Origin of the sequence: Vibrio sp. 14G-20 (assembly GCF_026241515.1) — a bacterium.
GTDB lineage: Bacteria > Pseudomonadota > Gammaproteobacteria > Enterobacterales > Vibrionaceae > Vibrio.
In genome coordinates this window covers 329718-355119 of sequence record NZ_JAPHPW010000001.1, presented here as the reverse complement: position 1 = coordinate 355119, position 25402 = coordinate 329718, and the positions used below count along the sequence as shown (strand labels likewise).

Here is a 25402-nt window from a genome sequence, read left to right as displayed (position 1 = left end):
GGGATACGAAGAGCGACTTCACTCGACAAAAAAGGGCTGACCCATTAGGCCAACCCTTAAATCATTTTACTCGAATCTCGAATCTCGAATCTCGAATCTCGAATCTCGAATCTCGAATCTACTTATAAATGCACAGCATATTTAGGTAGCTATCCGTTAAGCTTGAAAGCTCTTCAGGCGTTTCTACACGTTTCGCTTGGATGAATAGCGAGTAGCAAATGCCGTGGAATAGGTTCGCTAGATGTTTAGGATCGTGATCGTCACAAACTTCTCCGCGTTCAATCGCTTTGCTAAACATGTTTTGTACTAACATTTGGTTAGTGCGGTTCGTTGTTACGAACAGCGGCCATACTTCATCACGAGTCGAAGCGCTCCATTCGAACCACACATTTAACCAATGGCTATCTTGAGCCACTAACGTCACCATTTCAGTCGCAATATTATGTAGGTTTTGTTTTGCGTGAATATCCAGATCGATATTGTCCGAAAGGAAGTTAGAGAATTGGCGAACCACGTGATTAAGCACTTCATCAACCAGATCTTCACGGGTAGGGAAGTAGTTAAATACTGTTGCGACAGACACCTGAGCGATGTCTGCAATATCAGCGTGTCCACCACGACCAATGCCGCGGCGAGAGAATACCTCAAGAGCGATTTCCATCAATTGAAGTTTTCTTTTTAAAGGTGAAAGCCTAGTTCTAGGTCTCTTAGATATTGAGTCCATTTTATTTTCCTTGCCAACGAAATTTTTATATTAATGATTTTATTATTATTTAAGCCAAGATGAGTGTAATGGTGCATATGCGAATGGTCAATCCTTTCCGCTTGTTTTATAGACAGTTAAATCAAACTTGATACATGAAGCGTGATCAGCATTGATGTGAAAGGAGACGAGTATTGGATAAGGCACCAGCGCACATTTCGTTGAGAATCTGACAGTAAATTCGAACCATAAGGTGGTGTGGGTATTTGAGCAGTGCTAGACTTACGCACAAAATTGAGCGACACAACTGACGAAACTGTCAACATTCGTCGCAATCACCAAATAGAATGAGAGCAGTATGAAGCATACAGTTGAAGTCATGATCTCTGAGCAAGAAGTTCAGGATCGAGTGAACGAACTAGGCAAACAGATCACGGAACACTACAAAGGTAGTGAAGATCTAGTTTTAGTTGGCTTATTGCGTGGATCTTTTGTCTTTATGGCGGATCTTGCTCGTGCTATCGATTTAACTCACCAAGTTGATTTCATGACCGCGTCTAGCTACGGCAACGGCATGGAAAGCTCACGTGATGTTCGTATTTTGAAAGACCTTGATGATGATATCCAAGGTAAAGATGTTCTACTTGTAGAAGATATTATCGATACAGGTAACACGCTGACTAAAGTGAAAGAGATTCTGAGTCTACGCGGCCCTAAGTCTATCGAAATTTGTACACTGCTAGATAAGCCTTCTCGCCGTGAAGTGATTGTAGATACAAAATGGATTGGTTTTGAAATCCCAGACGAGTTCGTTGTTGGCGTAGGTATCGACTACGCACAAAAATATCGTCACCTACCGTACATCGGCAAGGTAGTACCTCAAGAGTAATTATTACGCTTGTGGTTTAGAAATCATTAAAAAGCCCGCTTGATGCGGGCTTTTTGTATTTATTACGGAAAGGGTTAGCTTTGTTGACTAAGAAGAGGCGTCGTTAAGATCTTATTTAATGCATCTAAGTGACTGTTCTCTAAGGTATCGTTACTTGAGCAACGTACGCCAAGGTCCTGCAGTTTGCCATCGGCAATACCATAAACCACACCGTGGATTTCAACTTCTTGGCCGCGCTCCCACGCATTTTGCATAATGGTTGAGTTACCTAGGTTATAAACCTGTTCTGCGACGTTAATTTCGCACAACTTGTCACCCCATTGCTCACGAGGAAGCCCTTCGATTTGCTTACGGTATTTTAGGTAATTATCACGGATGTGAAGTAACCAGTTGTTGATAAGACCAAGTTTAGGGTTATCAATCGCCGCGTTAACACCACCACAGCCATAGTGACCACAGACAATGATGTGTTTAACTTTGAGTACATCGACGGCGTACTGTACCACTGAGAGGCAGTTTAGGTCGGTATGAACCACTTGGTTTGCCACATTTCGGTGAACAAACAGTTCGCCAGAGTACAAACCAGTGAGACGCTCCGCCGGAACACGGCTATCTGAGCAGCCAATCCATAGAAAACCAGGGCTTTGACCCTCTTCAAGCGTTGTAAAATACTCAGGTCGTTGAGAGCGAATTTCTTCTGACCATTTAGAGTTGTTTTCAAAAAGCTGTTTAATCTCTGGCATTTTGCGTCTTACATCCCTTAATTAAGAATCTCAACTATACACAATGTTACAAATTCAATCTCGTAAAAACTGTGTCAAATAGTACTCATCTGACGTGTACTCGTCGTTAAAATCATTAACTTAGCATAGAAGCTATGATCCGGTTATAAGACATGAATAATGTGATTGAATTAACACTTTCTGAACACTTGATACATTTGTTAAAGTGATAAGGTTTGTCATTTCATCATCAGGAAGGTGTGTTTTGTTTGGAAGTCGTTTTACGGATATCAATCTCAAAGGGGACATGTTCGGTGGTGTCACTACAGCCATCATCTCATTACCTTTAGCATTGGCATTTGGTGTTGCTTCTGGCGCGGGTGCGGAAGCAGGCTTATGGGGCGCCATCATGGTTGGCCTATTTGCAGCTTTATTTGGCGGTTCCAGCAGTTTGATATCAGAGCCTACCGGACCCATGACGGTGATCATGACGGCGGTGATCACCAGCATGGTCGCTAAATATCCTGAAACTGGCATGGCAATGACCTTTACCGTTGTGATGATGGCGGGGGCATTTCAGATATTACTTGGGACATTAAAGCTCGGAAAGTACGTTACTTTGATGCCATATAGCGTGATCTCCGGATTTATGTCGGGTATCGGCGTTATTCTAATTATTTTGCAGCTGTCCCCTTTATTAGGACATGCCGCCCCCTCTGGTGGGGTGATGGGCACGCTCTCTGCGCTTCCAGATACATTGGCTAATCTTAAAATCAGCGAGCTGTTTTTAGGAGCATTGACGCTCGGTATTCTTTTCGGTTTTCCAGCCAAATATCGTAAGTATGTGCCTGCTCAACTGGTCGCTTTGGTTGCTGTGACACTCTTGTCCGTTATTATTTTTGATACCGATTCTATTCGCCGTATCGGAGAAATCCCTGCTGGTTTGCCTTCTCTTGTTATTCCTACCATCAGCGCAGAACAGTTCACGACTATGGTTATTGATGCCTTGGTGCTTGGTACGCTTGGCTGCATTGATACGCTTCTTACCGCGGTTATCGGAGATTCACTGACTCGTAAAGAACATGACTCAGACAAAGAGCTTCGTGGCCAAGGCATTGCCAATATGATCTCTGGCCTGTTTGGTGCGCTACCTGGCGCGGGTGCCACTATGGGTACTGTGACTAATATTCAGGTGGGAGCGCGTTCTCCGCTTTCAGGTGTTATTCGAGCTTTAGTACTTGCGCTAGTGGTATTGGTTGCGGGTGGCTTAACAGAGCCGATTCCAATGGCAGTGCTGGCTGGTATCGCGATGTATGTTGGTTTCAATATCCTAGATTGGAGTTTTATCCAGCGTGCGCATAAGGTCAGCTATGCGGGCATGGGCGTGATGTACGGTGTCATGTTACTGACTGTATTTGTTGACTTGATTATTGCGGTTGGACTGGGCGTGTTTATCTCGAATATTCTGATTATTGAAAGATTGAGCCGAGAGCAAGCCAGACAAGTTAAGGCGATCAGTGATGGTGATGATGAAGACGATATCCCATTGACCGATAGCGAACGTCAGTTACTCGATAGTGCCAATGGCAAGGTGTTGTTCTTCTATCTTTCTGGCCCGATGATTTTCAGTGTTTCAAAGGCGATTTCACGCCAGCACTCAAGTATCTCTGACTATGAAGCGATGATTCTAGACCTGACAGATGTACCTATGATTGATGTCACTGTTGGCCTTGCGCTAGAGAATGCGATTAAAGATGCATTGGATGCGCAGTGTGAGGTGTACCTGCTGTGTCCTAATGAGAATACTCGTCAGCAACTAGAGAAGTTCCACGTGATTGACCTAGTGCCTAAATCCAACACTTATCGATTCAGATATGAAGCCCTGACGGCAGCAACAAGCTATGTCGACAGAGATGAACATCAATTTGAGTCAGTTTAATTATTCTGTAATAAGATGACATGAATGAGCTGATATGAATAAGCTTTGGACGCTCACTTCAAGGTTGATCATTAATGCCGTTAAGTGAATAACTTAGCGGCATTTTTTATATTTATTGAACGTTGATTTGGCCTTCACGTAGCCAGCATGCTTATTTTTTTCGAAAGAAACTCTCACACGATATTTGTATTAATCGTCAATCAACGATAAACTTGTTTGCAAAATGGCCGAGTAAACAAGTTTGGGTTAGTTTTCTGCTAGCTCGTTTTAAGCATTACTCTCTTCCTCAAGCTCGGTCGTCTACATCTTATCTATAGCAAATGGCAGTCTATCTCTATGTATGCATTAGAAATTGAGCAATTAAGAAAAACTTATGCTGGGGGCTTCGAGGCTCTTAAGGGCGTTAGTTTACAAGTAAAAAAAGGCGACTTTTACGCGCTTCTTGGTCCAAATGGTGCGGGTAAATCTACGACCATTGGCGTTATTTCTTCTCTGGTTAACAAAACATCCGGCAAGGTTAAGGTGTTCGGTTACGACATTGATACCGATCTGGAGTTGGCGAAACAGAACTTAGGCTTAGTACCACAAGAATTTAACTTTAACCCTTTCGAAACCGTTGAGCAGATTGTGCTGCAACAAGCGGGTTACTACGGCGTGCCGAAAGCTCTTGCTAAAGAACGCGCGAAAAAGTACTTATCTCAACTCGATTTGTGGGAAAAGCGTGGCGAACGTGCGCGTAACTTGTCTGGTGGTATGAAGCGTCGTTTGATGATTGCTCGTGCACTGATGCATGAACCTCATTTGCTGATCCTTGATGAACCAACAGCGGGTGTTGATATTGAGCTGCGTCGTTCTATGTGGGAATTCCTGAAAGAGATCAACGAGAAGCAAGGCATTACCATTATCTTGACCACGCACTACCTAGAAGAAGCGGAAATGCTGTGTCGCAATATCGGTATTATTAATCGTGGCGAGCTGATTGAGAACACAACCATGAAAGCGTTGCTAGGTAAGTTGAGTGCCGAAACCTTTATTCTGGATCTTGAAGAGGGTGCGACGGAACCTAAGCTAGAAGGCGTGAATAGCCAAGTTATGGTCAATGGCTCGCTAGAAATTGAAATCGACAAGAACCTCGGCTTGAATACCATCTTCGCTCAGTTGAGCGATCAACAGGTGAAAGTCCTCTCTATGCGTAACAAAGCAAACCGTCTAGAAGAGCTATTCGTGAGTATTGTCCGTGAGGGGAGTAAATAATATGTACAGCCTATATTGGACAGCTTTCTGTAGTTTATTAACTAAAGAGATCAATCGCTTTACGCGTATCTGGGTGCAAACTCTAGTGCCGCCAGCGATTACTATGACACTTTACTTCATCATTTTCGGTAACCTAATTGGTGCGCGTATTGGTGAAATGAACGGCTTTAGCTACATGGAATACATTGTTCCTGGTTTGATCATGATGTCGGTGATCACCAACTCATATTCGAATGTGGCATCGTCGTTCTTTAGTGCAAAGTTCCAAAAGAACATTGAAGAGCTACTCGTAGCACCAGTACCTAACTATGTGATTATCGCTGGCTTCGTGATGGGCGGCGTGGTGCGTGGTTTGTTAGTGGGTACTATCGTAACCTTCGTATCACTGTTCTTTGTTGACCTACAAGTCGATCATTGGGGCGTGATCATTGCGACGGTATTCCTAACTTCAGTCGTGTTCTCACTAGGTGGTCTGATTAACGCGGTGTTTGCTCGCACGTTTGATGACATCTCGATTATCCCTACCTTTATCTTAACGCCACTGACTTATCTTGGCGGTGTGTTCTACTCGATCAGTTTATTGCCTGAGTTTTGGCAAGGTATATCGAAGCTGAACCCTATCGTGTACATGGTAAACGCGTTCAGATATGGCTTCTTGGGTGTGTCAGATGTGGGTATCGTGACGTCATTTGGCGTACTAGGCGTGTTTATCGTGCTGTTGTATGGTATTGCACACTACCTAGTGACAAAGGGTATCGGCTTACGCAGCTAACCTTTGGTTAATCTAAGTAACAGGTAAAGAAAAAGGTCGATATAACATCGACCTTTTTTATGTTTTGCGTTTGGTGTTTTTGTTTTGCGTTAAGAGCAGAAGCCGACTATTCAGTCGCTTCTTCTTTCACTTCTTCTTTGGTTTCCGTTACCAAATCGAGAACTTGGTTATCGATAAGACGGGTCTTACCTAGGAAAGCCGACATTAGAATCACAGCTTGAGTTGATTCTGAAGTGATCGCTTGCAGAGTTTTAGCATCACAAATGAAGATCTCGTCAGGCTGAAGATCTGCAGCACGTAGCTGGTCAGTAGCATCTTCAATCACTGATGAGTAATCATCGCGGCCACCACGAATAGCGCTGCTGATCCAGCGCATAGTACGCGCTAGAACGGGCGCTCGTTGGCGCTCGTCAATCGTTAGGTTGCTATTGCGAGAGCTCATTGCCAAACCATCCATTTCACGAACGGTCGCAACGCCGACAACTTCAATGTCTAACGCTAAGTCAGTGGTCATCTGGCGAATAACAGCAAGTTGCTGGAAGTCTTTCTCGCCGAAGCATGCAAAGTCTGGCTGAACGATATTAAACAGTTTAGTGACAATGGTTGATACACCGCGGAAGTGACCTGGACGTGAGGCACCTTCAAGCATGTGAGATATGCCAGGCACCTCAACAAATGTCTGTTTGTCTAATCCATCTGGGTACATCACCTCTGGTGCTGGTGTAAATACTAACTCAACACCTTCGCCTGTTAGTTTGCTTAAATCTGCTTCTAACGTTCGAGGGTAGTTGTTTAGGTCGTCAGCACGGTCAAACTGCATTGGGTTTACAAAGATGCTTACCACAACGATGTCGGCCAGTTCACGAGCTTTCTTTACCAGAGTCAGGTGGCCTTCATGCAGGTTTCCCATTGTCGGTACAAAAGCAACCGTACGTCCATCACGCTTAAACTGTTTAATCTGCTCACGAAGAGCCGCTATTTCAGCAAAAGTTTGCATACTTACTCCTAAGCGATTGTATGAGCTTCATCAGGGAAGCGCGCGCTCTCTACTTCTTCTTTGTATAGAGCTACTGCCTTACGCATATCACCTGTTTCTGCTAGGAAGTTCTTAGAGAACTTCGGCATGTAGTTCGCAGAAATACCGAACATGTCATGCATAACCAAGATCTGACCATCGGTAACATTACCTGCACCGATACCGATAACCGGTACGTCACAAGCTTCTGTAATTCGTTTTGCCAATGAAGCTGGCACACATTCAAGTAGAACGATTTGAGCGCCTGCGTTTTGCAGTGCTAACGCGTCAGCAACCATTTTGTCTGCTTGCTCGTCGTCACGACCTTGAATCTTGTAACCACCAAAAATGTTCACAGACTGAGGCGTTAAGCCTAAGTGTGCACATACTGGTACTGCACGTTCTGTTAGCATCTTCACAGTATCAACCAACCAGCTTCCGCCTTCGATTTTTACCATGTTCGCACCAGCACGCATTAAAGTCGCAGCACTCTCACAAGCTTGCTCTGGAGTCGCGTAGCTCATGAAAGGCATGTCAGCCATAAGAAGACAGTTTGGGCTACCAGCACGTACTGAGCGAGTATGGTAAGCAATGTCTTCAACGGTTACTGGTAATGTGTCGTTATGGCCTTGCAAAACCATACCCAGTGAATCACCGACAAGCAGCACTGGCATTTCTTGGCTTTCGAATAACTGAGCAAAGCTCGCATCGTAAGCTGTCGACGTCGCGAATTTACGGCCTTCACGTTTGCATTTGATCAGGTCGTTAATGGTTACTTTTTTCATTGGTTTTCCTTAATGCGCTTGGCTATTGTTGCCAAACATTGAGCCCGTTTTTATCTACTGTTTTCAGTAGTTCTGTCAGCTCAGTCCCATCAGGGAGTTGTAAACTTGGTGCGATTTCAGCAAGCGGATAGAGTACAAACTCTCGTTCTTTCATTCCATAATGAGGAACGATTAAGCGCTCTGAATCGATCACCTCATTGCCGTATAACACAATGTCGAGATCCAAGGTTCTTGGCCCCCAACGTTCGTCTTTACGGACGCGCCCTTGCTCTAGTTCGATCTTTTGAGTGCAATCAAGTAGTTCAATTGGCGTTAATTCGGTTTGGACAGCGACTACCGCGTTAATGTAGTCGGGTTGATTTTGCGGTCCCATTGGAGTGCTACTATATAGCTGAGAGGTCGCAATAAACGTTGATCGCGGTAGGCTTTTTAGCGTTTCGATAGCCAAATTTGCTTGGCTAACTGGGTCGGCAAGGTTGCTGCCGACCGCAATGTAAGCCGTTATCATTCGGATTGCTTACTCTTTTTGTTTCGGTAAGTCTTACGGCGACGATGGCCTGACTTTGATGGTGCTGCAACGTCGTTAGCCATTGCTTGGCGCATGTTGCGACCAGCAGTCTGATAACGCTCCCACCATTTTGCTAACTCTTTGGTTTCGCCACCTTCAATCTCACCACGCATTTCTAGGAAATCGTAGCCTGCACGGAACTTGTTGAGCTCCATTAAGCGAACGGCACGTTTACCATTGCGGCGAGGCAGTCGCAGTTGCAGTTGCCAAACTTCACGAATAGTTGCAGTGTGACGACGAGGAATCGCAATCGATTTTACTTGCTGATCAAGGATGATATTGCTTGCTTCCATGATCGCATCGTAATGAGCCATACCTTGCTCAGCGACAAGTTTGTCAGCGAGCTTGTTCATTGGGTACCAAAGAATCGCAGCAAACATAAATGCTGGGTTGACTCGCTTACCATCTTCAATACGAAGGTCTGTTGAATCGAGGACCAAATCAAGCATCTGTTCTGTGTGAGAATCGTAACTCTCTGTAAAGTGCTCAGCTATTGATGGGAACATCTGTTGGAACAGGTTGTACTCGCGCATCAAGTGGTAGGTTTCTAAACCGTGGCCTGATTGCAGTAACTTCAGAGACTCTTCGTAAAGGCGTGCTGCTGGGATATCTTTTAGCAGGTGTGCAAGCTCTTCGATAGGGTCGGCAGTATCTTCTTCGATGTCGAAATCCAGTTTAGCGGCGAAGCGCATTGCACGTAGCATACGTACTGGGTCTTCGCGGTAACGCGTTTCTGGATCGCCAATCAGGCGTATTAGTTTATCTTCTAAATCTTCTACGCCACCAGCGTAATCGTGGATGCTGTAGTCTGCAATGTTGTAGTACATCGCATTAATAGTGAAGTCACGACGTTCTGCATCTTCATCAACATTGCCGTATACGTTATCGCGTAGCAACATGCCTTCTTCCGATTGGGCAGAAACGTTTTTCGATGGTTCCTGATGGTGGCCACGGAAAGTCGCTACTTCAATGATGTCTCGGCCAAACATGATATGTGCTAATCGAAAACGGCGACCAATAAGGCGACAGTTTCTAAATAGGTGTTTGATTTGTTCTGGCGTTGCGTTGGTCGCAATATCAAAATCTTTTGGCTGAGAGCCTAATAAGATATCGCGTACACCACCACCGACTAAAAACGCGTCAAAACCCGCACCATTCAGGCGATATAACACTTTTAGTGCGTTGTCACTGATCTGCTTGCGTGAAATATTGTGCTCTTGACGAGTATAAATATTCAGTGCTAATTCGTGGAATCCGCGTTGTTCGCTTGGGGTATTGTCGTTTGTATTCATTAGTTTAGAACAAAGTAGGTATCGCCAACTTTGTTTTTCTCTTAGTCCAAAGTGGTAGTGCAGAGTTTAATTGCGGCTAATAATAGCTTAGCGCGAGCCATTTGAGAACATCGTCTGCTTAACCACTGTGGTTGGTTATGGCATTTTTATGTGTCGTTTTTGCTATTTGCCGTGATTTTCGAGCTAATTACAGTGCTATTTTTGTAAACTATCAGGTAACTGATTGACGTTCCATTGCAGGCAGCCCCACAATAAAATCTCGTCAATTGAAGCACTCAAAAGGGCTTCGGTGATATCAAAACCTAAGAATCGCATCGCGTTAATTAGCGTCGGTTTCGGATTGGCGAGATCTATCGCAGTTGCATGATTTTGTTTTGACAGTTTATTACCCAAGCCATCGGTTGCCAATGGTAAGTGCAAGTAACTGACTGTTTTTTGTTTGAGTGTTTTATACAAACTAATTTGACGGCCTGTCGGCTCAATCAAATCAGCTCCTCGCACAACCTCTGTGATGCCTTGGTCGATATCATCGAGCACGACAGCCAAGTTGTAAGCGAATAAGCCATCTCTGCGCTTTATGATGAAATCTTCTTCAGCCAACGCTTTAGGGATTTCAATCTTGCCGTGACGAACATCGTCAAAAGACTCGACTGGAAAGTCCATGCACAAGCGCACGGCTTGTTCGCCGGAATCAATCAAACCGGCATGTCGACAACGGCCAGTATAAAATCCTCCTAAGGACTTTATCTGTTTGCGGGTGCATTGGCAGTAATAAGCTTGGCTGTCCGCGACCCATTGGTCGATTTGTGCCTGATAAAAGTCATGACGCTGACTTTGATAAACGACTGCGCCATCCCAAAATAGGTGATAAGCCTCAAGTGTCTTAAGAATGAGGTCTGCAGCGCCGGCCATTTCTCTTGGTGGATCTAGGTCTTCCATACGAACTAACCATTTTCCTTGGTTAGATTTCGCTTGAAAGTAGCTACCAAGAGCAGCAACAAGTGAGCCAAAATGAAGAGGACCTGACGGTGATGGTGCAAAGCGCCCGATATAATTCATGAGTGAACAACCTAATCTAAATGGTACCGCAGTAGCCGATTCTTAAGACGTTTAACAAGAGCTTTAATGCGTAGAACTAAGCTTCAATCTCTATAAACAAGGTTTGATTTATAGAACCAAGGCTTAAAGCTGCTATTTACTATCAAGCGTGTGAAATACTTCGCTTGGATAACAAACAAAAAAGGGAGCCAAGGCTCCCTTTCTTTACATCTGCAAGAATTAACCTTGCATCTGTTTCTCTTTGATCTCTGCAAGTGTTTTACAGTCAATACAAAGATCAGCAGTTGGACGAGCTTCAAGGCGACGAATGCCAATCTCGATACCGCAAGAATCACAGAAGCCGAAATCGTCTTCTTCGATCTTGTCTAATGTCTTCTCAATTTTTTTGATAAGACGACGCTCACGGTCACGGTTACGTAACTCTAGGCTGAATTCTTCTTCTTGAGAAGCACGGTCAACTGGGTCTGGGAAATTCGCTGCTTCGTCCTGCATGTGGTGCACAGTACGATCAACTTCTTCCCTGAGCTGGTTGCGCCAAGCTGCTAAAATTTTTGTAAAATGTTCCGTTTGCTCAGGTGACATGTACTCTTCACCTGGCTTCTCTTGGTACGGTTCAACACCTGCGATGGCTAGGATGCCTAGCGCTTTTTTCTTAGATTCTGGCATACAGCATCTCCTATTTACACCTAGTCAACTGCAAAGCAGCTAATTTTAAGGCGGGTATCTATAGCAGAAAGAACGAATGGTGGCAAATACTCTTACTAAAACTTGCAATCAATGTGATTAGTTCAGCATCTTTGCTTAGCTATTGATAAATTCAACAGCTTGTTTTAGTTGTATTTGAGTACTGCTGAGCTCTGCTTTATAGCAAAGCACTTCAACTCCAGCGTCTTGTGCTTGTTTTAGTAATAACGAATATTTGGCGTCTATATGGTGTGCCGCGGACACTTTTTCAATGCCTGAATGCAAAACAGTGAATAAAAGTACGGCTCTATTTCCAGATTCGACCATTTCTGTGAGTTCACGCAGATGTTTTTGGCCTCTGGTTGTCACTGCATCAGGGAAAAAACCTTGTCCCTTCGTAGACGTTTCTTGTTTAGTTGACGTTTGTTGCTCGTCGAGCAAAGTGACGCTTTTTACTTCAATATAACAAGGTGGCTTTTCGTTATCTTCAAGCAGAATATCAATTCGACTATTCTCACTGCCATACTTAACTTCAGTCCGTAACGCGTTGTATCCTAAGAGTTCAACTATAGTCCCATTTTCAATTGCTTCCACTGCAAGCTGGTTTGCTCGCGCAGTATTTACACAAATACGGTGACCTTTGTCTGTTTCTGAGATCTCCCAGCTGTTTGGGTATTTTCTTTTTGCGTTATCTGATGTTGAGTACCACACCGTATTGCCAGGAGTCGCACATCCTGTCATCGCTCCAGTGTTAGCGCAGTGAATAGTACGCTCGCTGCCGTCAGGAAGTTGGATGTCAGTGAGAAAGCGTTTATAGCGTTTAATAAGAGTCGCTGACTCTAATGGAGGATTGAAGTGCATATTACTTATTTAGACAGGTAGGTTTTTATGTACAATGTTGCCAACATTACACCACAAGGTTCTCCCATTGCCACAACTGCCCATAGAAGCTGTGATGCCAGATCTGCTCGCTGGCGTAGAAACACACACTCAACTTATTCTAAAGGCCGCTCCCGGTGCGGGTAAGTCAACATTCTTCCCTTTACAGTTAGTTAAGACCAACGCCGTTCAAGGTAAAATTATCATGCTTGAACCGAGGCGTTTGGCGGCAAGGAATATTGCTACTTACTTAGCGAATCAATTGGGAGAAAAGGTGGGAGAGAGCATTGGTTTTAGAGTTCGTGGTGAATCTAAAACCAGTAGTTCAACTCGCTTGGAAATCGTCACCGAAGGGATCATGACCAGAATGATCCAAACCGACCCTGAATTGACTGGAGTTGATATGGTGATCTTTGATGAATTTCACGAGCGCAGTATTCATGCAGATACCGCATTGGCCTTTAGCTTAGAGATCCAAGATGCGTTGCGTGACGATCTAAAAGTGGTTGTGATGTCGGCAACCTTAGATCAACAAGCGCTGCAATCTTTGCTACCGAATGCCAAATACGTTGAATCACAAGGTCGTACTTTTCCGGTCGATTTCCGTTACCAGCCTTTGACTGCCAATGAATATCTAGCTCCTAAAATGGCCAACGTGATTCGCTCTCTGATGGAGAAAGAGTCAGGCTCACTTTTAGCCTTCTTACCGGGCGTTTCTGCGATTAAGCAAGTCGAATCTCAACTGGAACAACTCGCTAGCGATATCGATGTGTGTCCTTTGTATGGCCAACTCAGCTTTTCTCAACAGCAGAAAGCGATCGCGCCATCAGAGAAAGGGCGTCGAAAGGTGGTGTTAGCGACCAATATTGCTGAGACTTCTTTGACGATTGAAGGTATTCGATTGGTGGTCGATTCCGGGCTTGAACGTGTGGCGAAGTTCGATCTTAAAACCGGCATAACTAAGCTTGAGCAAGTGAAAATCTCTCAGTCTTCTGCTGAACAACGAGCGGGTCGAGCGGGACGAATTGAAGAGGGCTTGTGCGTTCGTTTGTACAGCGAAACGCAGCTGATGCAGCAACTTGCTGTACCAGAACCTGAGATTCTTCATTCTGACTTATCTTCGCTAGTGTCTGAATTGACGCAATGGGGGGCTGTGAGTGCCGATGATCTGCAATGGTTAGACGTTCCACCAAAAGCTTCTATTGGACAAGCCAAGCAACTCTTACAGACTCTTGAATTGTTAGACGATAATGGTCAATTTACGGCATTAGGAAAACAGGCCCAACGTTTAGGTTTAGAGCCTCGTATTGCCAGTATGTTGGTTAAAGCACAACAAGGTAGTTCCGCTTTATTGAATGTCGCGATTGTTGCCGCTGCTTTGCTTGAAGAGCCTGAACGCAACGTCACCGATATTCAGCACTCTTTGCATCGACTTAAGCAAAGAAAACACTCGAAAAATAGCGTGGTGATGCAGCGAGCGAAAAGTCTCGCGAGCAAACTCAATCATCACTTAGATTTGTCACAAGTCGACGAATCATTGCTACCATTAGTGCTTTGTTTTGCCTTTCCAGATCGGATTGCACAAGTGAGAAGCGCGACCAGCAATGCTTTCCTTCTGGCGAATGGTCATGGCGCTGAGGTTCGTGACGATGACCCATTGGCGAACAATGACTATGTCGTAGTGATTGATTTAATGCGCAGTACAGGGCGAGCCAGTCAAATTTTCTTAGCCACTTCGGTTGATATCTCGCAGTTAGAATCTGAATTTCCAAAACTGTTTGTGCGTTCCGATTACGCCGATTGGGATGAGAAACGTGGCCGTTTAGTTGCCGAGCAGCGAGTGTCTTTGGGTAAGTTGATTATCAGTACCAAAGCTTTACCCGATCCCGATGCTAATCAGGTGAGCCAAGCGCTGCTCAATTATGTCGCTCGATGCGGATTGGATCGCTTACATTGGACACTTTCGGCTAAGCAGTTGGTTGAGCGTGTACGCTGTGCAGAACTTTGGATGCCAGAGCATGATTGGCCAGCGATGGATGACGCGAGTTTAATTGAACACCTTGATGAGTGGCTATCACCCTATCTGAATGGCATTAAGTCGGCAAAAGGGCTGGCTAGTGTTTCGATTGAACAGGCATTGTCTGCTTATCTTGGCTGGCCTTTGAATCAAGAAATCGACCAATGGCTGCCAACGCACTATCTGATGCCGACAGGCAGTAAGAAGGCTATTCGTTATCAATATCAGTCTGAACCAGTGATCTCAGTGCGAATGCAGGAAGTCTTTGGAGAACAAGACTCGCCATTGATCGCGCAAGGGCGTAAAAAAGTAGTGCTTGAGCTACTTTCTCCAGCACAGCGACCACTGCAAATTACTCAAGATTTAGCCGGCTTTTGGGCTGGCGCGTACAAAGAAGTACAAAAAGAAATGAAAGGCCGTTACCCAAAACATCCTTGGCCGGATGACCCTGCTAATCATGTAGCAACCACTAAAACCAAACGACAGTTGAATCGATGATGACCAAAATGTTAACGCCGAAAAAGGCACCACCTAAAAAAGCGCCAGCAAAGAAGTCACCAGCGACAAAAGCCAAGCCAAGAAAGCCTAGAGCAGCCGCGAAGAAAAGTAAGGCAAAGACCAAGAAAACGGGCAACAGAGGTTGGCTGAAGATCCTATGGGGCATTTCTTGGAAAGCGGGCTTGGCGCTTGCGGCATTGCTGTTGTTCGTCGGCATTTATCTTGATTCTGTGGTCAAACAGCGTTTTGAAGGTCAATTGTTTGATTTGCCAACGGTCGTTTATGCGCGAGTGCTAGACCTGTCTCCGGGAACTCCGGTAAGTTTGGTACAGGTTAAGAATGAGCTCGATGTACTTAATTATCGTAAGGTGAATGCTCCTCGTCACCCTGGCGAATACTCTTCTTCTTCAACCAAGATTGAAATGATTCGTCGTCCATTCGAGTTTGTCGATGGACCGGAAGCGGATCGTCATGTGATGCTGCATTTCAACGGTAACGAGTTAACTCGTATTCAGTCGCTAGAGAAGAAAGGTGACATGGGTTATCTGCGTGTTGAACCGAAAATGCTTGGCATGCTTGAGAAAAGTAACGATGAGCAGCGCCTGTTCTTAAAACGTAATCAATTCCCAGAAGTGATGGTTGATGCCTTATTAGCAACCGAAGACCGAAACTTCTATCAACACGATGGTGTGTCGCCACTGGCCATCGCTCGTGCAATGGTCGTTAACGTCAAAGCCGGGCGAACGGTACAAGGTGGTAGTACGCTGACACAACAGCTGGCAAAAAACCTGTTCCTGTCGAGTGAACGTACATTGTGGCGTAAGGTTCGTGAAGCTTACATTGCACTTATTTTGGACCATCGTTACAGCAAAGACCGTATCCTAGAGGCTTATTTAAACGAGGTTTATCTTGGGCAAAATGGTGGGCAAGCGATCCATGGTTTCGGTTTAGCATCTCGCTTGTACTTCGGACAGCCAATTCAAGAGCTCCGCATCGATCAGCTAGCACTGCTTGTTGGTATGGTGAAAGGGCCATCGTATTACAATCCGGTTCGTTATCCTGAGCGTACTAAGACTCGACGAGATCTGGTTCTTCGCTTGTTGATGCAGCAAGACATATTAACTCCGCGACAATACGAAGAGGCGGCGAGTCGTGATTTGGATATTCAAGACAACCCACGCATTGCTAGCCGTCAGCCAGCTTACTTCCAACAAGTAAACATTGAGCTTAAGAAGTATGTCGGCGACCGATTTGAGGCGAAAAAAGGGATTCGAGTCTTCACCTCTCTGGATCCGGTCTCTCAAGACAAGTTAGAGAAGTCGATTGCTCGCAAGGTGCCTGATTTATCGAAAACCGCAGGTAACAAACTGGAAGCTGCGGCTATTGCCGTGGATAGAAATACCGGTGAAATCCGAGCGATGGTCGGTGGTAAGCGTACTGGCTACGATGGCTTTAACCGTGCCTTGAACGCGAGTCGTCCTATTGGTTCTTTGGTTAAGCCTGCAATCTACTTAACCGCATTGGAACAACCCCAGAAATACACGTTGGCGACAACATTGAAGGACACTCCACTGAGCTTGAAAGGCAGTAAAGGTAGCGTATGGAGCCCAAGAAACTTCGATCGTAAGTTCCGTGGCGATGTGCCCTTGTATGTGGCGCTTTCTAAGTCTTACAACGTACCTACCGTTCGTTTAGGCATGCAATTAGGCATTGATAGCGTTTCAGATACCATTGGAAAGTTGGGTGTCGATAAAAATGAAATTCGTCCAGTACCGTCGATGTTTTTGGGTTCGTTTTCACTGACTCCATTCCAAGTCGCGCAGATGTACCAAACCATTACCAACTCTGGTCGTATTGCACCTTTGTCTGCACTTCGCTCTGTCGTTGATAACGATGGCGAGGTTCTGTATCAATCGATTCCTCGCGTATCACAAAGTGTTGACCAACAAGCCGCTTGGCTAACAACCTATGCGATGAAACGTGGAGTGTCGGAAGGTACTGGTCGCTTCCTACAAGGTCAGTTTGCATGGGCAGGGTTAGCCGGTAAAACGGGAACCAGTAACGATAGCCGAGACAGTTGGTTTGTTGGTGTGGATGGACGTGAAGTAACCACAATTTGGCTAGGGCGTGATGACAATAAGCCGACTAAGCTTACTGGTTCGAGCGGTGCGCTGCGTGTCTATGCTGATTACCTGAAGCAAAGAACGCCCGAGCAGTTATTGCTGCCTTGGCCGACAGGGATTGCGACTGCCAGCTTTACTCGAACTCCCGAAGGCGCTTTAGAGTTTGACTGTGATGGTACCGTTAAATTGCCAGTTTGGGATGAAAGCGGGAACATTAAAAAGGGCTGTGAAAGTCAATCAAAACAGTGGCTAAAGAAGCTTTTTCAGTGGTAAAGTCGTAACAGAAAACAATGACAAGGATAGTTTAAAGAATGATTTCTCGTTGGTTAGTGAGCAGCTTAGGTGTTGTAGGTACAGTGATCAGTTTTCAACTGTTTGCATCCACCGCGACACAGGTTGATCAACCTCAGCAGGCTGAACAAGTTAGTAAAAGGCCAACCGTTGCTGTCGTTCTTGCGGGGGGTGGGGCAAAGGGTGCAGCTCACATTGGTGTGCTTAAAGCCCTAGAAGAGATGCAAATCCCGGTTGATTACATTACCGGCACTAGTATGGGCTCATATGTTGGTGGTCTTTATGCGACAGGGATGAGCGCAGACGAGATCGAGAGCTTTATTTATACGGTCGATTGGAATCGTGGCTATCGCGACCGCGTTAACCGTAGTGATCGCCGTGTGCGTGATAAAGAGTATGAAGATCGCTATCAATTGAACACCGATCTCGGCTTAGGTTGGGGCGAAATCAAAGCAAGGAAAGGGGTGGTGCAAGGCCAGAATATGTTGCGTATTCTGCGCGAGACCACAGGTAATCTATCCTCATTCGATTCTTTCGACCATCTTGCTATCCCATACCGTTCTGTCGCAACCGACATCATCGAACTTGAAGAGGTGGTCATCGACCATGGTCACCTTGTTGATGCCATGATGGCCAGTATGTCAGTTCCTGGGGCTCTTCCCCCTTATGCCCTAGATGGTCGAATGCTAGTTGATGGTGGTGTCACCAATAACATGCCAGTCGACGTTGCCAGAGCGATGGGAGCAGACATCGTCATTGCGGTGGATATCAGTACCAACTACAAAGGCAAAGATGATTTTACGAATTTTCTTGCCGCAGCTGACCAACTCTCTAATTATCTTGTTCAACGCAGCACCCAAGAGCAAGCTGAAACACTAACAGACGATGACGTCTTCCTGCGCCCTGATGTTGGGAAAATGGAGACGACTGACTTTGATAAAATGCCATCGGCTTTCCTAGCTGGCTATGAAGCCGCCAAGCAGCATACTGATGAACTTTCCAAGCTATCGCTCTCAAATGCCGATTATCAGCATTATATAGAGGATAAACAAAAAGCACGCAGACAGCTAAAACACGGCGATAAGACCGTCGTTGACCGGGTTGTTATCAACAACAATACCCACTACTCAGATAAGTTGCTCGAAAATCGCTTAAACCTTGATTCAGGTAAGATCTTAAAGACCAGTGAAATTGAATCTAAAGTGCAAGACCTCTATGCGTTAGATAGATTCGAGTTGGTGACTTATGAATTTGACACCGTGGATGGCGAGGATCAACTAAAGGTCGATGTGAACGAAAAATCTTGGGGTCCAAACTATCTCAACTTTCGATTCTTTCTTGAAGATGATTTCTCTACTACCAGTCAGTACTCGATCGGTGTTTCAGCCAACTTTACTGATATTAATAAGCATGGTGCAGAGCTAAGAACCAATATCGAGATGGGAACGGACAAACGAATTGAAGCGGAACTTTACTCGCCATTCTTTTCGAGTCAAAAGCTGTTTACTTCGGCATCGGTTGTTTACAGCAAAGAGAACAGAAACCTACCCGCAAATATTGATGATATTGAAGAGCCGACACTGGACGTAACGAAAGATTATCTCCCTATGACGTATAGTGAATATGTCGGTGAATTGGCATTAGGCTATCAACCGACCTTGTGGCAGGAGCTGAAATTTGGTGTTCGTTATACTGATGGGGATGTTGAGGTTTCTTCGTTACCTTCATTGGGCAATGGTGGTTACAAGCGTATTGGTGGCTTCATGGGTTACCGATTGGATACTTTGGATAATTTCAGCTTACCGACCAAGGGTTACTTTGTCGATTTAGAGTACCTTGTTTCTCATGATGACTTTCAGAATGATACTTCTATTAACGAAACAGAGTTGACGTCTGAGAGCGATACTGTTTATGAGTTTTCGGCTAATTTAATGGCTGCAAAGAGTATCGATAAGCATACTTTAGTCGCAAAGCTTGATTACGGTATTGTAGAAAGTAAAAACTCGATTTTTCCTGTTGCCCCTAAAGAACTCGGTGGCTTTTTAAACCTGTCAGGTATTCCAAGGAATAGTATGATAGGTCAGAACTTGGCCTATACCAGCCTTATCTATCGTTATAAGTGGTTTGAAAATGACTTCGGCCTCTTTGAATCACCATTCTACGTGGGTGCATCCATTGAGCATGGTGGCGTTTGGTCGAACAATGATTTGAGTATTGATGAGGCGCCAATGTACACCGCGGGTTCTGTTTTCGCGGGTGTCGATTCGCCAATCGGGCCGATCATTTTAGCTTATGGCCGAACTGAAGATAACTTCGATTCGGTGTATCTGATTGTAGGTACTTCCTACAAATAATCATGCGTAGAGTCGCCATTTAAGTGCGTAATTAGGCAAAAATAGTGGGACTTTCGTCTTAACTTGCTATGTTGGTCAAAATGATAAGATTTTAATTTAACGTTAAATTTGCTATTCTACCGCCCACAGTTTGGCCTCTATGATGCCGCTCATCAATACAAATTGAATGACAAAAATGGCAATGGAGAGCCAAGTTTCCAAGGATGTTCACTTCTTTATTTTACTAATAATTATGAAGGTAAGAAGTGAACCGCAATGAGAGGAAAAAAGTCGTGCTTGAAGCCTACCGTAAACACGTCGAAGAACGTGCTGCCGAGGGAGTTGTCCCAAGACCACTAGATGCTGAGCAAGTCGCTGGCCTAGTTGAACTTCTGAAGAATCCACCTCAAGGTGAAGAAGAAATCATTCTTGACCTTCTAGAAAATCGCATTCCACCGGGTGTAGATGAAGCTGCTTACGTAAAAGCTGGCTTTCTTACGGCTATCACTAAAGGTGAAGTAACTTCTCCACTAGTGAGCAAAGCAAAAGCTGCAGAACTGCTTGGTACTATGCAAGGCGGTTACAACATCGAATCTCTAGTATCTCTACTAGACGATGCAGAGCTTGCTCCAATCGCTGTTAAAGCGCTATCTCATACCCTACTGATGTTCGATGCGTTCTATGACGTAGAAGAGAAAGCGAAAGCTGGCAATGCATTTGCGCAACAAGTGCTTCAATCTTGGGCTGATGCTGAATGGTTTACAGCGAAAAACAAAGTAGCGGAAAAGATCACCGTTAAAGTATTTAAAGTTACCGGTGAAACTAACACCGATGACTTATCTCCAGCGCCTGATGCATGGTCACGCCCTGATATCCCAGTACACGCAAAAGCGATGCTGAAGATGGAACGTGATGGTATTACTCCTGATGAACAGGGTAGCGTTGGTCCAATCAATCAAATTGAAGAAATGCAAAAAGATGGCATTCCACTGGCTTACGTTGGTGATGTTGTTGGTACAGGTTCTTCACGTAAATCGGCAACAAACTCAGTACTTTGGTTCATGGGTGAAGATATCCCATTCGTACCAAACAAGCGTACTGGCGGTGTTTGTCTTGGTGGTAAAATTGCACCAATCTTCTATAACACAATGGAAGATTCAGGCGCACTACCCATTGAACTGAACGTACAAGACATGAACATGGGCGATATCATTGATATCTACCCGTACGAAGGTGTTGTTCACAAGAACGGTTCTGTGATTTCAAATTTTGAGCTAAGCAAAGTACTTCTTGATGAAGTGCGTGCTGGTGGCCGTATCCCACTGATCATCGGTCGTGGTCTAACGGGTCGTGCTCGTGACGCACTAGGTCTAGAAGAAACGGATTTGTTTGCTAAACCAATCGACCCATCGGCATCTGATAAAGGCTACACGCTAGCTCAGAAGATGGTTGGTAAAGCATGTGGCGTTGAAGGTGTGCGTGCTGGTCAGTACTGTGAACCTAAAATGACGACAGTCGGTTCTCAAGATACTACCGGCCCGATGACGCGTGATGAGCTTAAAGATCTGGCGTGTCTTGGTTTCTCTGCAGACCTTGTAATGCAGTCTTTCTGTCATACATCTGCATACCCTAAACCAGTCGATGTAAACACTCACCATACGCTACCTGATTTCATCATGAACCGTGCGGGTGTTTCACTTCGCCCGGGTGATGGTGTTATCCACTCATGGCTAAACCGTATGCTTCTTCCTGATACTGTAGGTACAGGTGGTGACTCGCATACTCGTTTCCCTCTAGGTATTTCGTTCCCTGCGGGTTCTGGCTTGGTAGCATTTGCTGCGGCAACAGGCGTTATGCCTCTTGATATGCCTGAATCTATCTTGGTTCGCTTTAAAGGTGAAATGCAACCGGGTATCACGCTACGTGACCTAGTACATGCCATTCCTCTTTACGGTATCAAGCAAGGTCTACTAACGGTAGAGAAAGCAGGTAAGATCAATGAATTCTCTGGTCGTGTACTAGAAATTGAAGGTGTTGAGCACTTATCTGTTGAGCAAGCATTTGAGCTTTCTGATGCATCTGCTGAGCGTTCTGCTGCAGGTTGTACGGTTAAGCTATCTCAAGAGTCTATCGATGAGTACCTGAACTCGAATATCGTTATGCTTAAGTGGATGATTGCTGAAGGTTACGGTGATGTTCGTACGATTGAGCGTCGTATTACGGCAATGGAAGAGTGGTTAGCGAACCCTGAGTTGCTATCTGCTGATTCAGATGCGGAATACGCTCATGTTATCGAGATCGATCTTGCTGACATCGATCAGCCAATCCTATGTGCACCAAACGATCCAGATGATGCTCGTCTTCTTTCTGACGTTCAAGGCACTGAGATTCAAGAAGTGTTCATCGGTTCTTGTATGACGAACATCGGTCACTTCCGTGCTGCAGGTAAGATGCTAGAAGAGTTTAACGGCTCGCTAAATACTCGCCTATGGGTGGCTCCGCCAACGAAGATGGATAAAGACCAACTGACAGAAGAAGGCTATTACGGCATCTTCGGTCGTGCTGGGGTACGTATCGAAACTCCGGGTTGTTCGCTGTGTATGGGTAACCAAGCACGTGTTGCAGACAAGTCGACAGTAATGTCTACGTCTACTCGTAACTTCCCGAACCGCTTAGGTAATGGCGCGAACGTTTATCTGGCTTCTGCTGAGCTTTCTGCTGTTGGCGCGATTCTAGGTCGTATCCCAACGAAAGAAGAGTACTTAGAGTACGCTGAGAAGATTAATGCAACGGCTGCTGATACATACCGTTACCTGAACTTCCATAAAATGGGTCAGTACACAGAGAAAGCCGATACGGTTATTTTCCAAGAACCAGCCTAGTTCCTCGTCATATTTGTAGCGGCAGCGTTGTTGACTGCGTACGTTCACCCTAATCACATAGAGCTTCCATGCTCATAGGGATGAACGTACTTGTCGCCTAGCTGCCACTCCAACTATTTAGAGGAACCCAAATGATAGAGCGTCTACTTCGGTAGGCGTTTTTTTATGTCTGCATGTTAGATGCCGAGCGACTCGATCTCTTGATGACTTCGCTATATACTCTCGCCTCATTTTTAACCCTATCTGTCATTAGTGCGCGGAGCCTTTATGGAATTTGAATTTACTAGAAACACTCTAATGGGTGAATACTATGTGAAATGCAGCATGGACCATGAGATTGTTGGCCGTTGGCTTCAAGAAGAGATCGGTAAAGATAGGCAGAAATTAGAACATGTGATGGCGTTAATTGAGCAATCTCGACAGGATCTGAGCAATGAAGTGACGTTGCTTGGCAAAGAGATCAGTCTTGCGATTAATGAAGATGAAGTAACGATTCAAGAAAACGTGTTAACGCATGAGCAAGAGATGGAAGAGGGCAGTGAGTTCGACTTCTATAATTGTGAAAGCCAAGCAAGCTGTGGAGTCGAGGATTTCGAACGGCTCATAGAACGCTGGATGGATTTTTTAGGTTACTAGTCTTGAACACCTATTTGTTAGTTATTTAGAGCTTTGAATGCTCTGTTGCCCAAAACTGGAGCAATAAGAGCATTACGCATTAAGATAGTGAAAAGGCCGCACCATATTGGTGCGGCCTTTTTCTTTATTACGACCTTATTATATTTATATAGTTTAAAATCAGTCACTTAACTTTTTGGCACGCTACTTGGATTGTAATAAGAGAATTAACGGATTAAGTAAGAATTTAAGGAACGAATATGAAATTAATAAATGCCATTGTTAAGCCATTCAAATTAGATGATGTACGCGAAGCGCTCTCTGATGTGGGTATTGAAGGTATGACTGTTTCTGAAGTGAAAGGCTTTGGTCGTCAGAAGGGACACACTGAATTGTATCGCGGTGCAGAGTACCAAGTGGATTTCCTACCAAAGGTGAAACTAGAGATTGCTACCCAAGCTGAAAATGTTGACCGAGTTGTTGAAGCGATTAGCCAAGCGGCACACACCGGAAAAATCGGCGATGGCAAAATTTTTGTGTATGACTTAAGCCAAGCCGTACGAATTCGTACTGGTGAAATGGATGCTGAAGCACTTTAAAGAATTACAAGGACTGGAGATTTTAATATGGAACTTACAACAACAGTAACGGAACTACGTTACGCACTAGACACTTTTTTCTTCCTCATTTCAGGTGCGTTGGTAATGTGGATGGCAGCAGGCTTCGCGATGTTAGAAGCTGGCCTAGTTCGTTCAAAGAACACCACAGAAATTTTAACTAAGAACATCTGCTTGTACGCGATTGCTTGTACAGCTTTCTTAGTGGTTGGTTACAACATCATGTATGTCGACAACGGTGAAGGCGGTTGGTTGCCATCATTTGGTACTCTAATTGGTACACAAGGTGAAGGTGCAGACCACTCTCTAGAATCAGACTTCTTCTTCCAGGTAGTATTCGTTGCAACAGCAATGTCTGTAGTTTCTGGTGCGGTTGCTGAGCGTATGAAGCTTTGGTCATTCCTAATCTTCTCTGTAGTACTAACAGCGTTCATATACCCAGTTGAAGGTTACTGGACTTGGGGCGGTGGTTTCCTATCAGAAGCGGGTTTCAGTGACTTCGCAGGTTCAGGTATCGTGCACATGGCTGGTGCAGCAGCAGCGTTGGCTGGTGTTCTACTACTCGGCGCTCGTAAAGGTAAATACGGTAAGAATGGTGAAATCTTCCCTATTCCTGGTTCAAACATGCCACTTGCAACGCTAGGTACATTTATCCTTTGGTTCGGTTGGTTCGGTTTCAACGGCGGTTCTCAACTGATGGTTTCGGATTTTGAGAACGCAACAGCAGTAGGTCAAATCTTCCTTAACACCAACGCAGCAGCAGCAGCTGGCGCAATCGCAGCACTACTAGTATGTAAAACAACTTGGGGTAAAGCAGACCTAACAATGATTCTAAACGGTGCGTTAGCTGGCCTAGTAGCAATCACTGCAGACCCTCTATCACCATCACCTCTATTTGCTGTAGCGATTGGTTCGGTATCTGGTGCATTGGTTGTATTCAGCATCATCGCTCTAGACAAAGCTAAGATTGATGATCCAGTAGGTGCTATCTCTGTACACGGTGTATGTGGTTTCTTCGGTCTAATGGCTGTGCCACTAAGCAACGCTGATGCGACGTTTGGTGCTCAACTAATGGGTGCAGCAGTAATCTTTGCATGGGTATTCGGTGCGAGCCTAGCAGTATGGGCAGTGCTTAAAGCAACAATCGGTATCCGAGTAACGGAAGATGAAGAACTTGAAGGTATGGACATGCACGATTGTGGTGTCGGCGCTTACCCTGAGTTTGTTTCTGTAAAATAATCAACAGTCGTCGCCTAATCTGAATGGGTTAGGTTGGACAAAGAAAGCCCCGCAACTCTTGTTGCGGGGCTTTGTTGTATTTACGCTTGCACAATATATAAACACGAGCGTTGAAGTTAGGCTCATTGTTTAAGGGGAATGACAAGACACAAAGTTGAAATGGTTTGTTACAAAAGTGAGGGTTTAAATGGTCTGAGTAGACGGATTTTTTGTTGGTCGTCATTGT

General features: G+C 44.9%; 20 protein-coding genes. 11 read left to right on the top strand and 9 right to left on the bottom strand.

Annotation, left to right across the window (positions count from 1 at the left end; all coding sequences use genetic code 11):
* Positions 1-118: 118 nt before the first annotated feature.
* Positions 119-724, bottom strand: coding sequence for a LuxR/HapR/OpaR family quorum-sensing transcriptional regulator (locus tag OQJ75_RS01585; protein WP_019824386.1), 606 nt, complete (start codon positions 722-724; stop codon positions 119-121).
* A 337-nt stretch (positions 725-1061) separates the two neighbouring features.
* Between OQJ75_RS01585 and hpt the strand changes: the two genes are divergently transcribed.
* Positions 1062-1592 carry a hypoxanthine phosphoribosyltransferase gene (gene hpt, locus OQJ75_RS01580; RefSeq protein WP_016784912.1) on the top strand — a complete coding sequence of 177 codons (531 nt, stop codon included), beginning with the start codon at positions 1062-1064 and terminating at the stop codon, positions 1590-1592.
* 74 nt (positions 1593-1666) lie between these two features.
* Here hpt and can read toward each other — a convergent pair whose 3' ends face one another.
* A complete protein-coding gene (gene can, locus OQJ75_RS01575; protein WP_248397756.1) occupies positions 1667-2335 on the bottom strand; it encodes a carbonate dehydratase in 669 nt (222 codons plus the stop codon).
* A 286-nt stretch (positions 2336-2621) separates the two neighbouring features.
* On the opposite strand from can, the gene OQJ75_RS01570 reads away from it, so the two are divergent.
* From OQJ75_RS01570 to OQJ75_RS01560, 3 genes are all read left to right on the top strand, one after another.
* On the top strand, positions 2622-4253 hold the full coding sequence (locus tag OQJ75_RS01570; RefSeq protein ID WP_265970614.1) for a SulP family inorganic anion transporter: 1632 nt from the start codon (positions 2622-2624) through the stop codon (positions 4251-4253).
* A gap of 336 nt (positions 4254-4589) precedes the next feature.
* Complete coding sequence (locus OQJ75_RS01565; protein WP_265970597.1) at positions 4590-5507, top strand: ABC transporter ATP-binding protein; 918 nt, start codon at positions 4590-4592, stop codon at positions 5505-5507.
* A 1-nt stretch (position 5508) separates the two neighbouring features.
* Positions 5509-6279, top strand: coding sequence for an ABC transporter permease (locus tag OQJ75_RS01560; protein ID WP_176680421.1), 771 nt, complete (start codon positions 5509-5511; stop codon positions 6277-6279).
* 106 nt (positions 6280-6385) lie between these two features.
* Here OQJ75_RS01560 and panC read toward each other — a convergent pair whose 3' ends face one another.
* From panC to sfsA, 7 genes are all read right to left on the bottom strand, one after another.
* Positions 6386-7276 carry a pantoate--beta-alanine ligase gene (panC, locus tag OQJ75_RS01555; protein ID WP_265970596.1) on the bottom strand — a complete coding sequence of 297 codons (891 nt, stop codon included), beginning with the start codon at positions 7274-7276 and terminating at the stop codon, positions 6386-6388.
* Between the two features lie 8 nt (positions 7277-7284).
* On the bottom strand, positions 7285-8079 hold the full coding sequence (panB, locus tag OQJ75_RS01550; protein WP_017059433.1) for a 3-methyl-2-oxobutanoate hydroxymethyltransferase: 795 nt from the start codon (positions 8077-8079) through the stop codon (positions 7285-7287).
* Between the two features lie 22 nt (positions 8080-8101).
* Positions 8102-8587 (bottom strand): 2-amino-4-hydroxy-6-hydroxymethyldihydropteridine diphosphokinase, encoded by a 486-nt coding sequence (gene folK / locus OQJ75_RS01545; protein WP_265970595.1) that lies wholly within the window; start codon positions 8585-8587, stop codon positions 8102-8104.
* The gene (gene pcnB / locus OQJ75_RS01540; protein WP_016787820.1) at positions 8584-9939 is read right to left on the bottom strand and encodes a polynucleotide adenylyltransferase PcnB; all 1356 of its coding nucleotides are present in this window, start codon (positions 9937-9939) and stop codon (positions 8584-8586) included. The genes folK and pcnB overlap by 4 nt, the downstream gene beginning before the upstream one ends.
* A 195-nt stretch (positions 9940-10134) precedes the next feature.
* Positions 10135-10998 carry a tRNA glutamyl-Q(34) synthetase GluQRS gene (gluQRS, locus tag OQJ75_RS01535; RefSeq protein ID WP_265970594.1) on the bottom strand — a complete coding sequence of 288 codons (864 nt, stop codon included), beginning with the start codon at positions 10996-10998 and terminating at the stop codon, positions 10135-10137.
* 219 nt (positions 10999-11217) lie between these two features.
* On the bottom strand, positions 11218-11664 hold the full coding sequence (gene dksA, locus OQJ75_RS01530; RefSeq protein WP_004738189.1) for an RNA polymerase-binding protein DksA: 447 nt from the start codon (positions 11662-11664) through the stop codon (positions 11218-11220).
* A 135-nt stretch (positions 11665-11799) separates the two neighbouring features.
* On the bottom strand, positions 11800-12543 hold the full coding sequence (gene sfsA / locus OQJ75_RS01525) for a DNA/RNA nuclease SfsA (protein ID WP_265970593.1): 744 nt from the start codon (positions 12541-12543) through the stop codon (positions 11800-11802).
* 34 nt (positions 12544-12577) lie between these two features.
* Here sfsA and hrpB point away from each other — a divergent pair, with 34 nt between their 5' ends.
* From hrpB to OQJ75_RS01490, 7 genes are all read left to right on the top strand, one after another.
* Positions 12578-15076: an ATP-dependent helicase HrpB gene (gene hrpB / locus OQJ75_RS01520; RefSeq protein ID WP_265970592.1), complete on the top strand. Its 2499-nt coding sequence runs from the start codon at positions 12578-12580 to the stop codon at positions 15074-15076.
* Positions 15073-17472 (top strand): penicillin-binding protein 1B, encoded by a 2400-nt coding sequence (gene mrcB, locus OQJ75_RS01515; protein WP_248397744.1) that lies wholly within the window; start codon positions 15073-15075, stop codon positions 17470-17472. The genes hrpB and mrcB overlap by 4 nt, the downstream gene beginning before the upstream one ends.
* Before the next feature lie 38 nt (positions 17473-17510).
* Positions 17511-19844, top strand: coding sequence for a patatin-like phospholipase family protein (locus OQJ75_RS01510; protein WP_265970591.1), 2334 nt, complete (start codon positions 17511-17513; stop codon positions 19842-19844).
* Between the two features lie 272 nt (positions 19845-20116).
* Positions 20117-22705, top strand: a complete 2589-nt coding sequence (acnB, locus tag OQJ75_RS01505) for a bifunctional aconitate hydratase 2/2-methylisocitrate dehydratase (RefSeq protein ID WP_265970590.1) — start codon at positions 20117-20119, stop codon at positions 22703-22705.
* 267 nt (positions 22706-22972) lie between these two features.
* Entirely contained in the window at positions 22973-23341 is a 369-nt protein-coding gene (locus OQJ75_RS01500) for a YacL family protein (protein ID WP_248389247.1), read from the top strand.
* 239 nt (positions 23342-23580) lie between these two features.
* On the top strand, positions 23581-23919 hold the full coding sequence (gene glnK, locus OQJ75_RS01495) for a P-II family nitrogen regulator (protein WP_004738200.1): 339 nt from the start codon (positions 23581-23583) through the stop codon (positions 23917-23919).
* A gap of 27 nt (positions 23920-23946) precedes the next feature.
* Positions 23947-25176 carry an ammonium transporter gene (locus tag OQJ75_RS01490; RefSeq protein WP_016790766.1) on the top strand — a complete coding sequence of 410 codons (1230 nt, stop codon included), beginning with the start codon at positions 23947-23949 and terminating at the stop codon, positions 25174-25176.
* Positions 25177-25402 lie beyond the last annotated feature (226 nt).

Excerpts from the sequence above, each read along its gene's own strand:
- can (WP_248397756.1), bottom strand. The coding sequence starts at position 2,335 with ATGCCAGAGATTAAACAGCTTTTTGAAAACAACTCTAAATGGTCAGAA.
- dksA (WP_004738189.1), bottom strand. The coding sequence starts at position 11,664 with ATGCCAGAATCTAAGAAAAAAGCGCTAGGCATCCTAGCCATCGCAGGT.
- panC (WP_265970596.1), bottom strand. The coding sequence starts at position 7,276 with ATGCAAACTTTTGCTGAAATAGCGGCTCTTCGTGAGCAGATTAAACAG.
- hrpB (WP_265970592.1), top strand. The coding sequence starts at position 12,578 with ATGTTGCCAACATTACACCACAAGGTTCTCCCATTGCCACAACTGCCC.
- OQJ75_RS01560 (WP_176680421.1), top strand. The coding sequence starts at position 5,509 with ATGTACAGCCTATATTGGACAGCTTTCTGTAGTTTATTAACTAAAGAG.
- OQJ75_RS01510 (WP_265970591.1), top strand. The coding sequence starts at position 17,511 with ATGATTTCTCGTTGGTTAGTGAGCAGCTTAGGTGTTGTAGGTACAGTG.
- mrcB (WP_248397744.1), top strand. The coding sequence starts at position 15,073 with ATGATGACCAAAATGTTAACGCCGAAAAAGGCACCACCTAAAAAAGCG.
- pcnB (WP_016787820.1), bottom strand. The coding sequence starts at position 9,939 with ATGAATACAAACGACAATACCCCAAGCGAACAACGCGGATTCCACGAA.
- sfsA (WP_265970593.1), bottom strand. The coding sequence starts at position 12,543 with ATGCACTTCAATCCTCCATTAGAGTCAGCGACTCTTATTAAACGCTAT.
- OQJ75_RS01585 (WP_019824386.1), bottom strand. The coding sequence starts at position 724 with ATGGACTCAATATCTAAGAGACCTAGAACTAGGCTTTCACCTTTAAAA.
- hpt (WP_016784912.1), top strand. The coding sequence starts at position 1,062 with ATGAAGCATACAGTTGAAGTCATGATCTCTGAGCAAGAAGTTCAGGAT.
- OQJ75_RS01570 (WP_265970614.1), top strand. The coding sequence starts at position 2,622 with ATGTTCGGTGGTGTCACTACAGCCATCATCTCATTACCTTTAGCATTG.
- OQJ75_RS01500 (WP_248389247.1), top strand. The coding sequence starts at position 22,973 with ATGGAATTTGAATTTACTAGAAACACTCTAATGGGTGAATACTATGTG.
- gluQRS (WP_265970594.1), bottom strand. The coding sequence starts at position 10,998 with ATGAATTATATCGGGCGCTTTGCACCATCACCGTCAGGTCCTCTTCAT.
- panB (WP_017059433.1), bottom strand. The coding sequence starts at position 8,079 with ATGAAAAAAGTAACCATTAACGACCTGATCAAATGCAAACGTGAAGGC.
- folK (WP_265970595.1), bottom strand. The coding sequence starts at position 8,587 with ATGATAACGGCTTACATTGCGGTCGGCAGCAACCTTGCCGACCCAGTT.
- glnK (WP_004738200.1), top strand. The coding sequence starts at position 23,581 with ATGAAATTAATAAATGCCATTGTTAAGCCATTCAAATTAGATGATGTA.
- OQJ75_RS01565 (WP_265970597.1), top strand. The coding sequence starts at position 4,590 with ATGTATGCATTAGAAATTGAGCAATTAAGAAAAACTTATGCTGGGGGC.
- OQJ75_RS01490 (WP_016790766.1), top strand. The coding sequence starts at position 23,947 with ATGGAACTTACAACAACAGTAACGGAACTACGTTACGCACTAGACACT.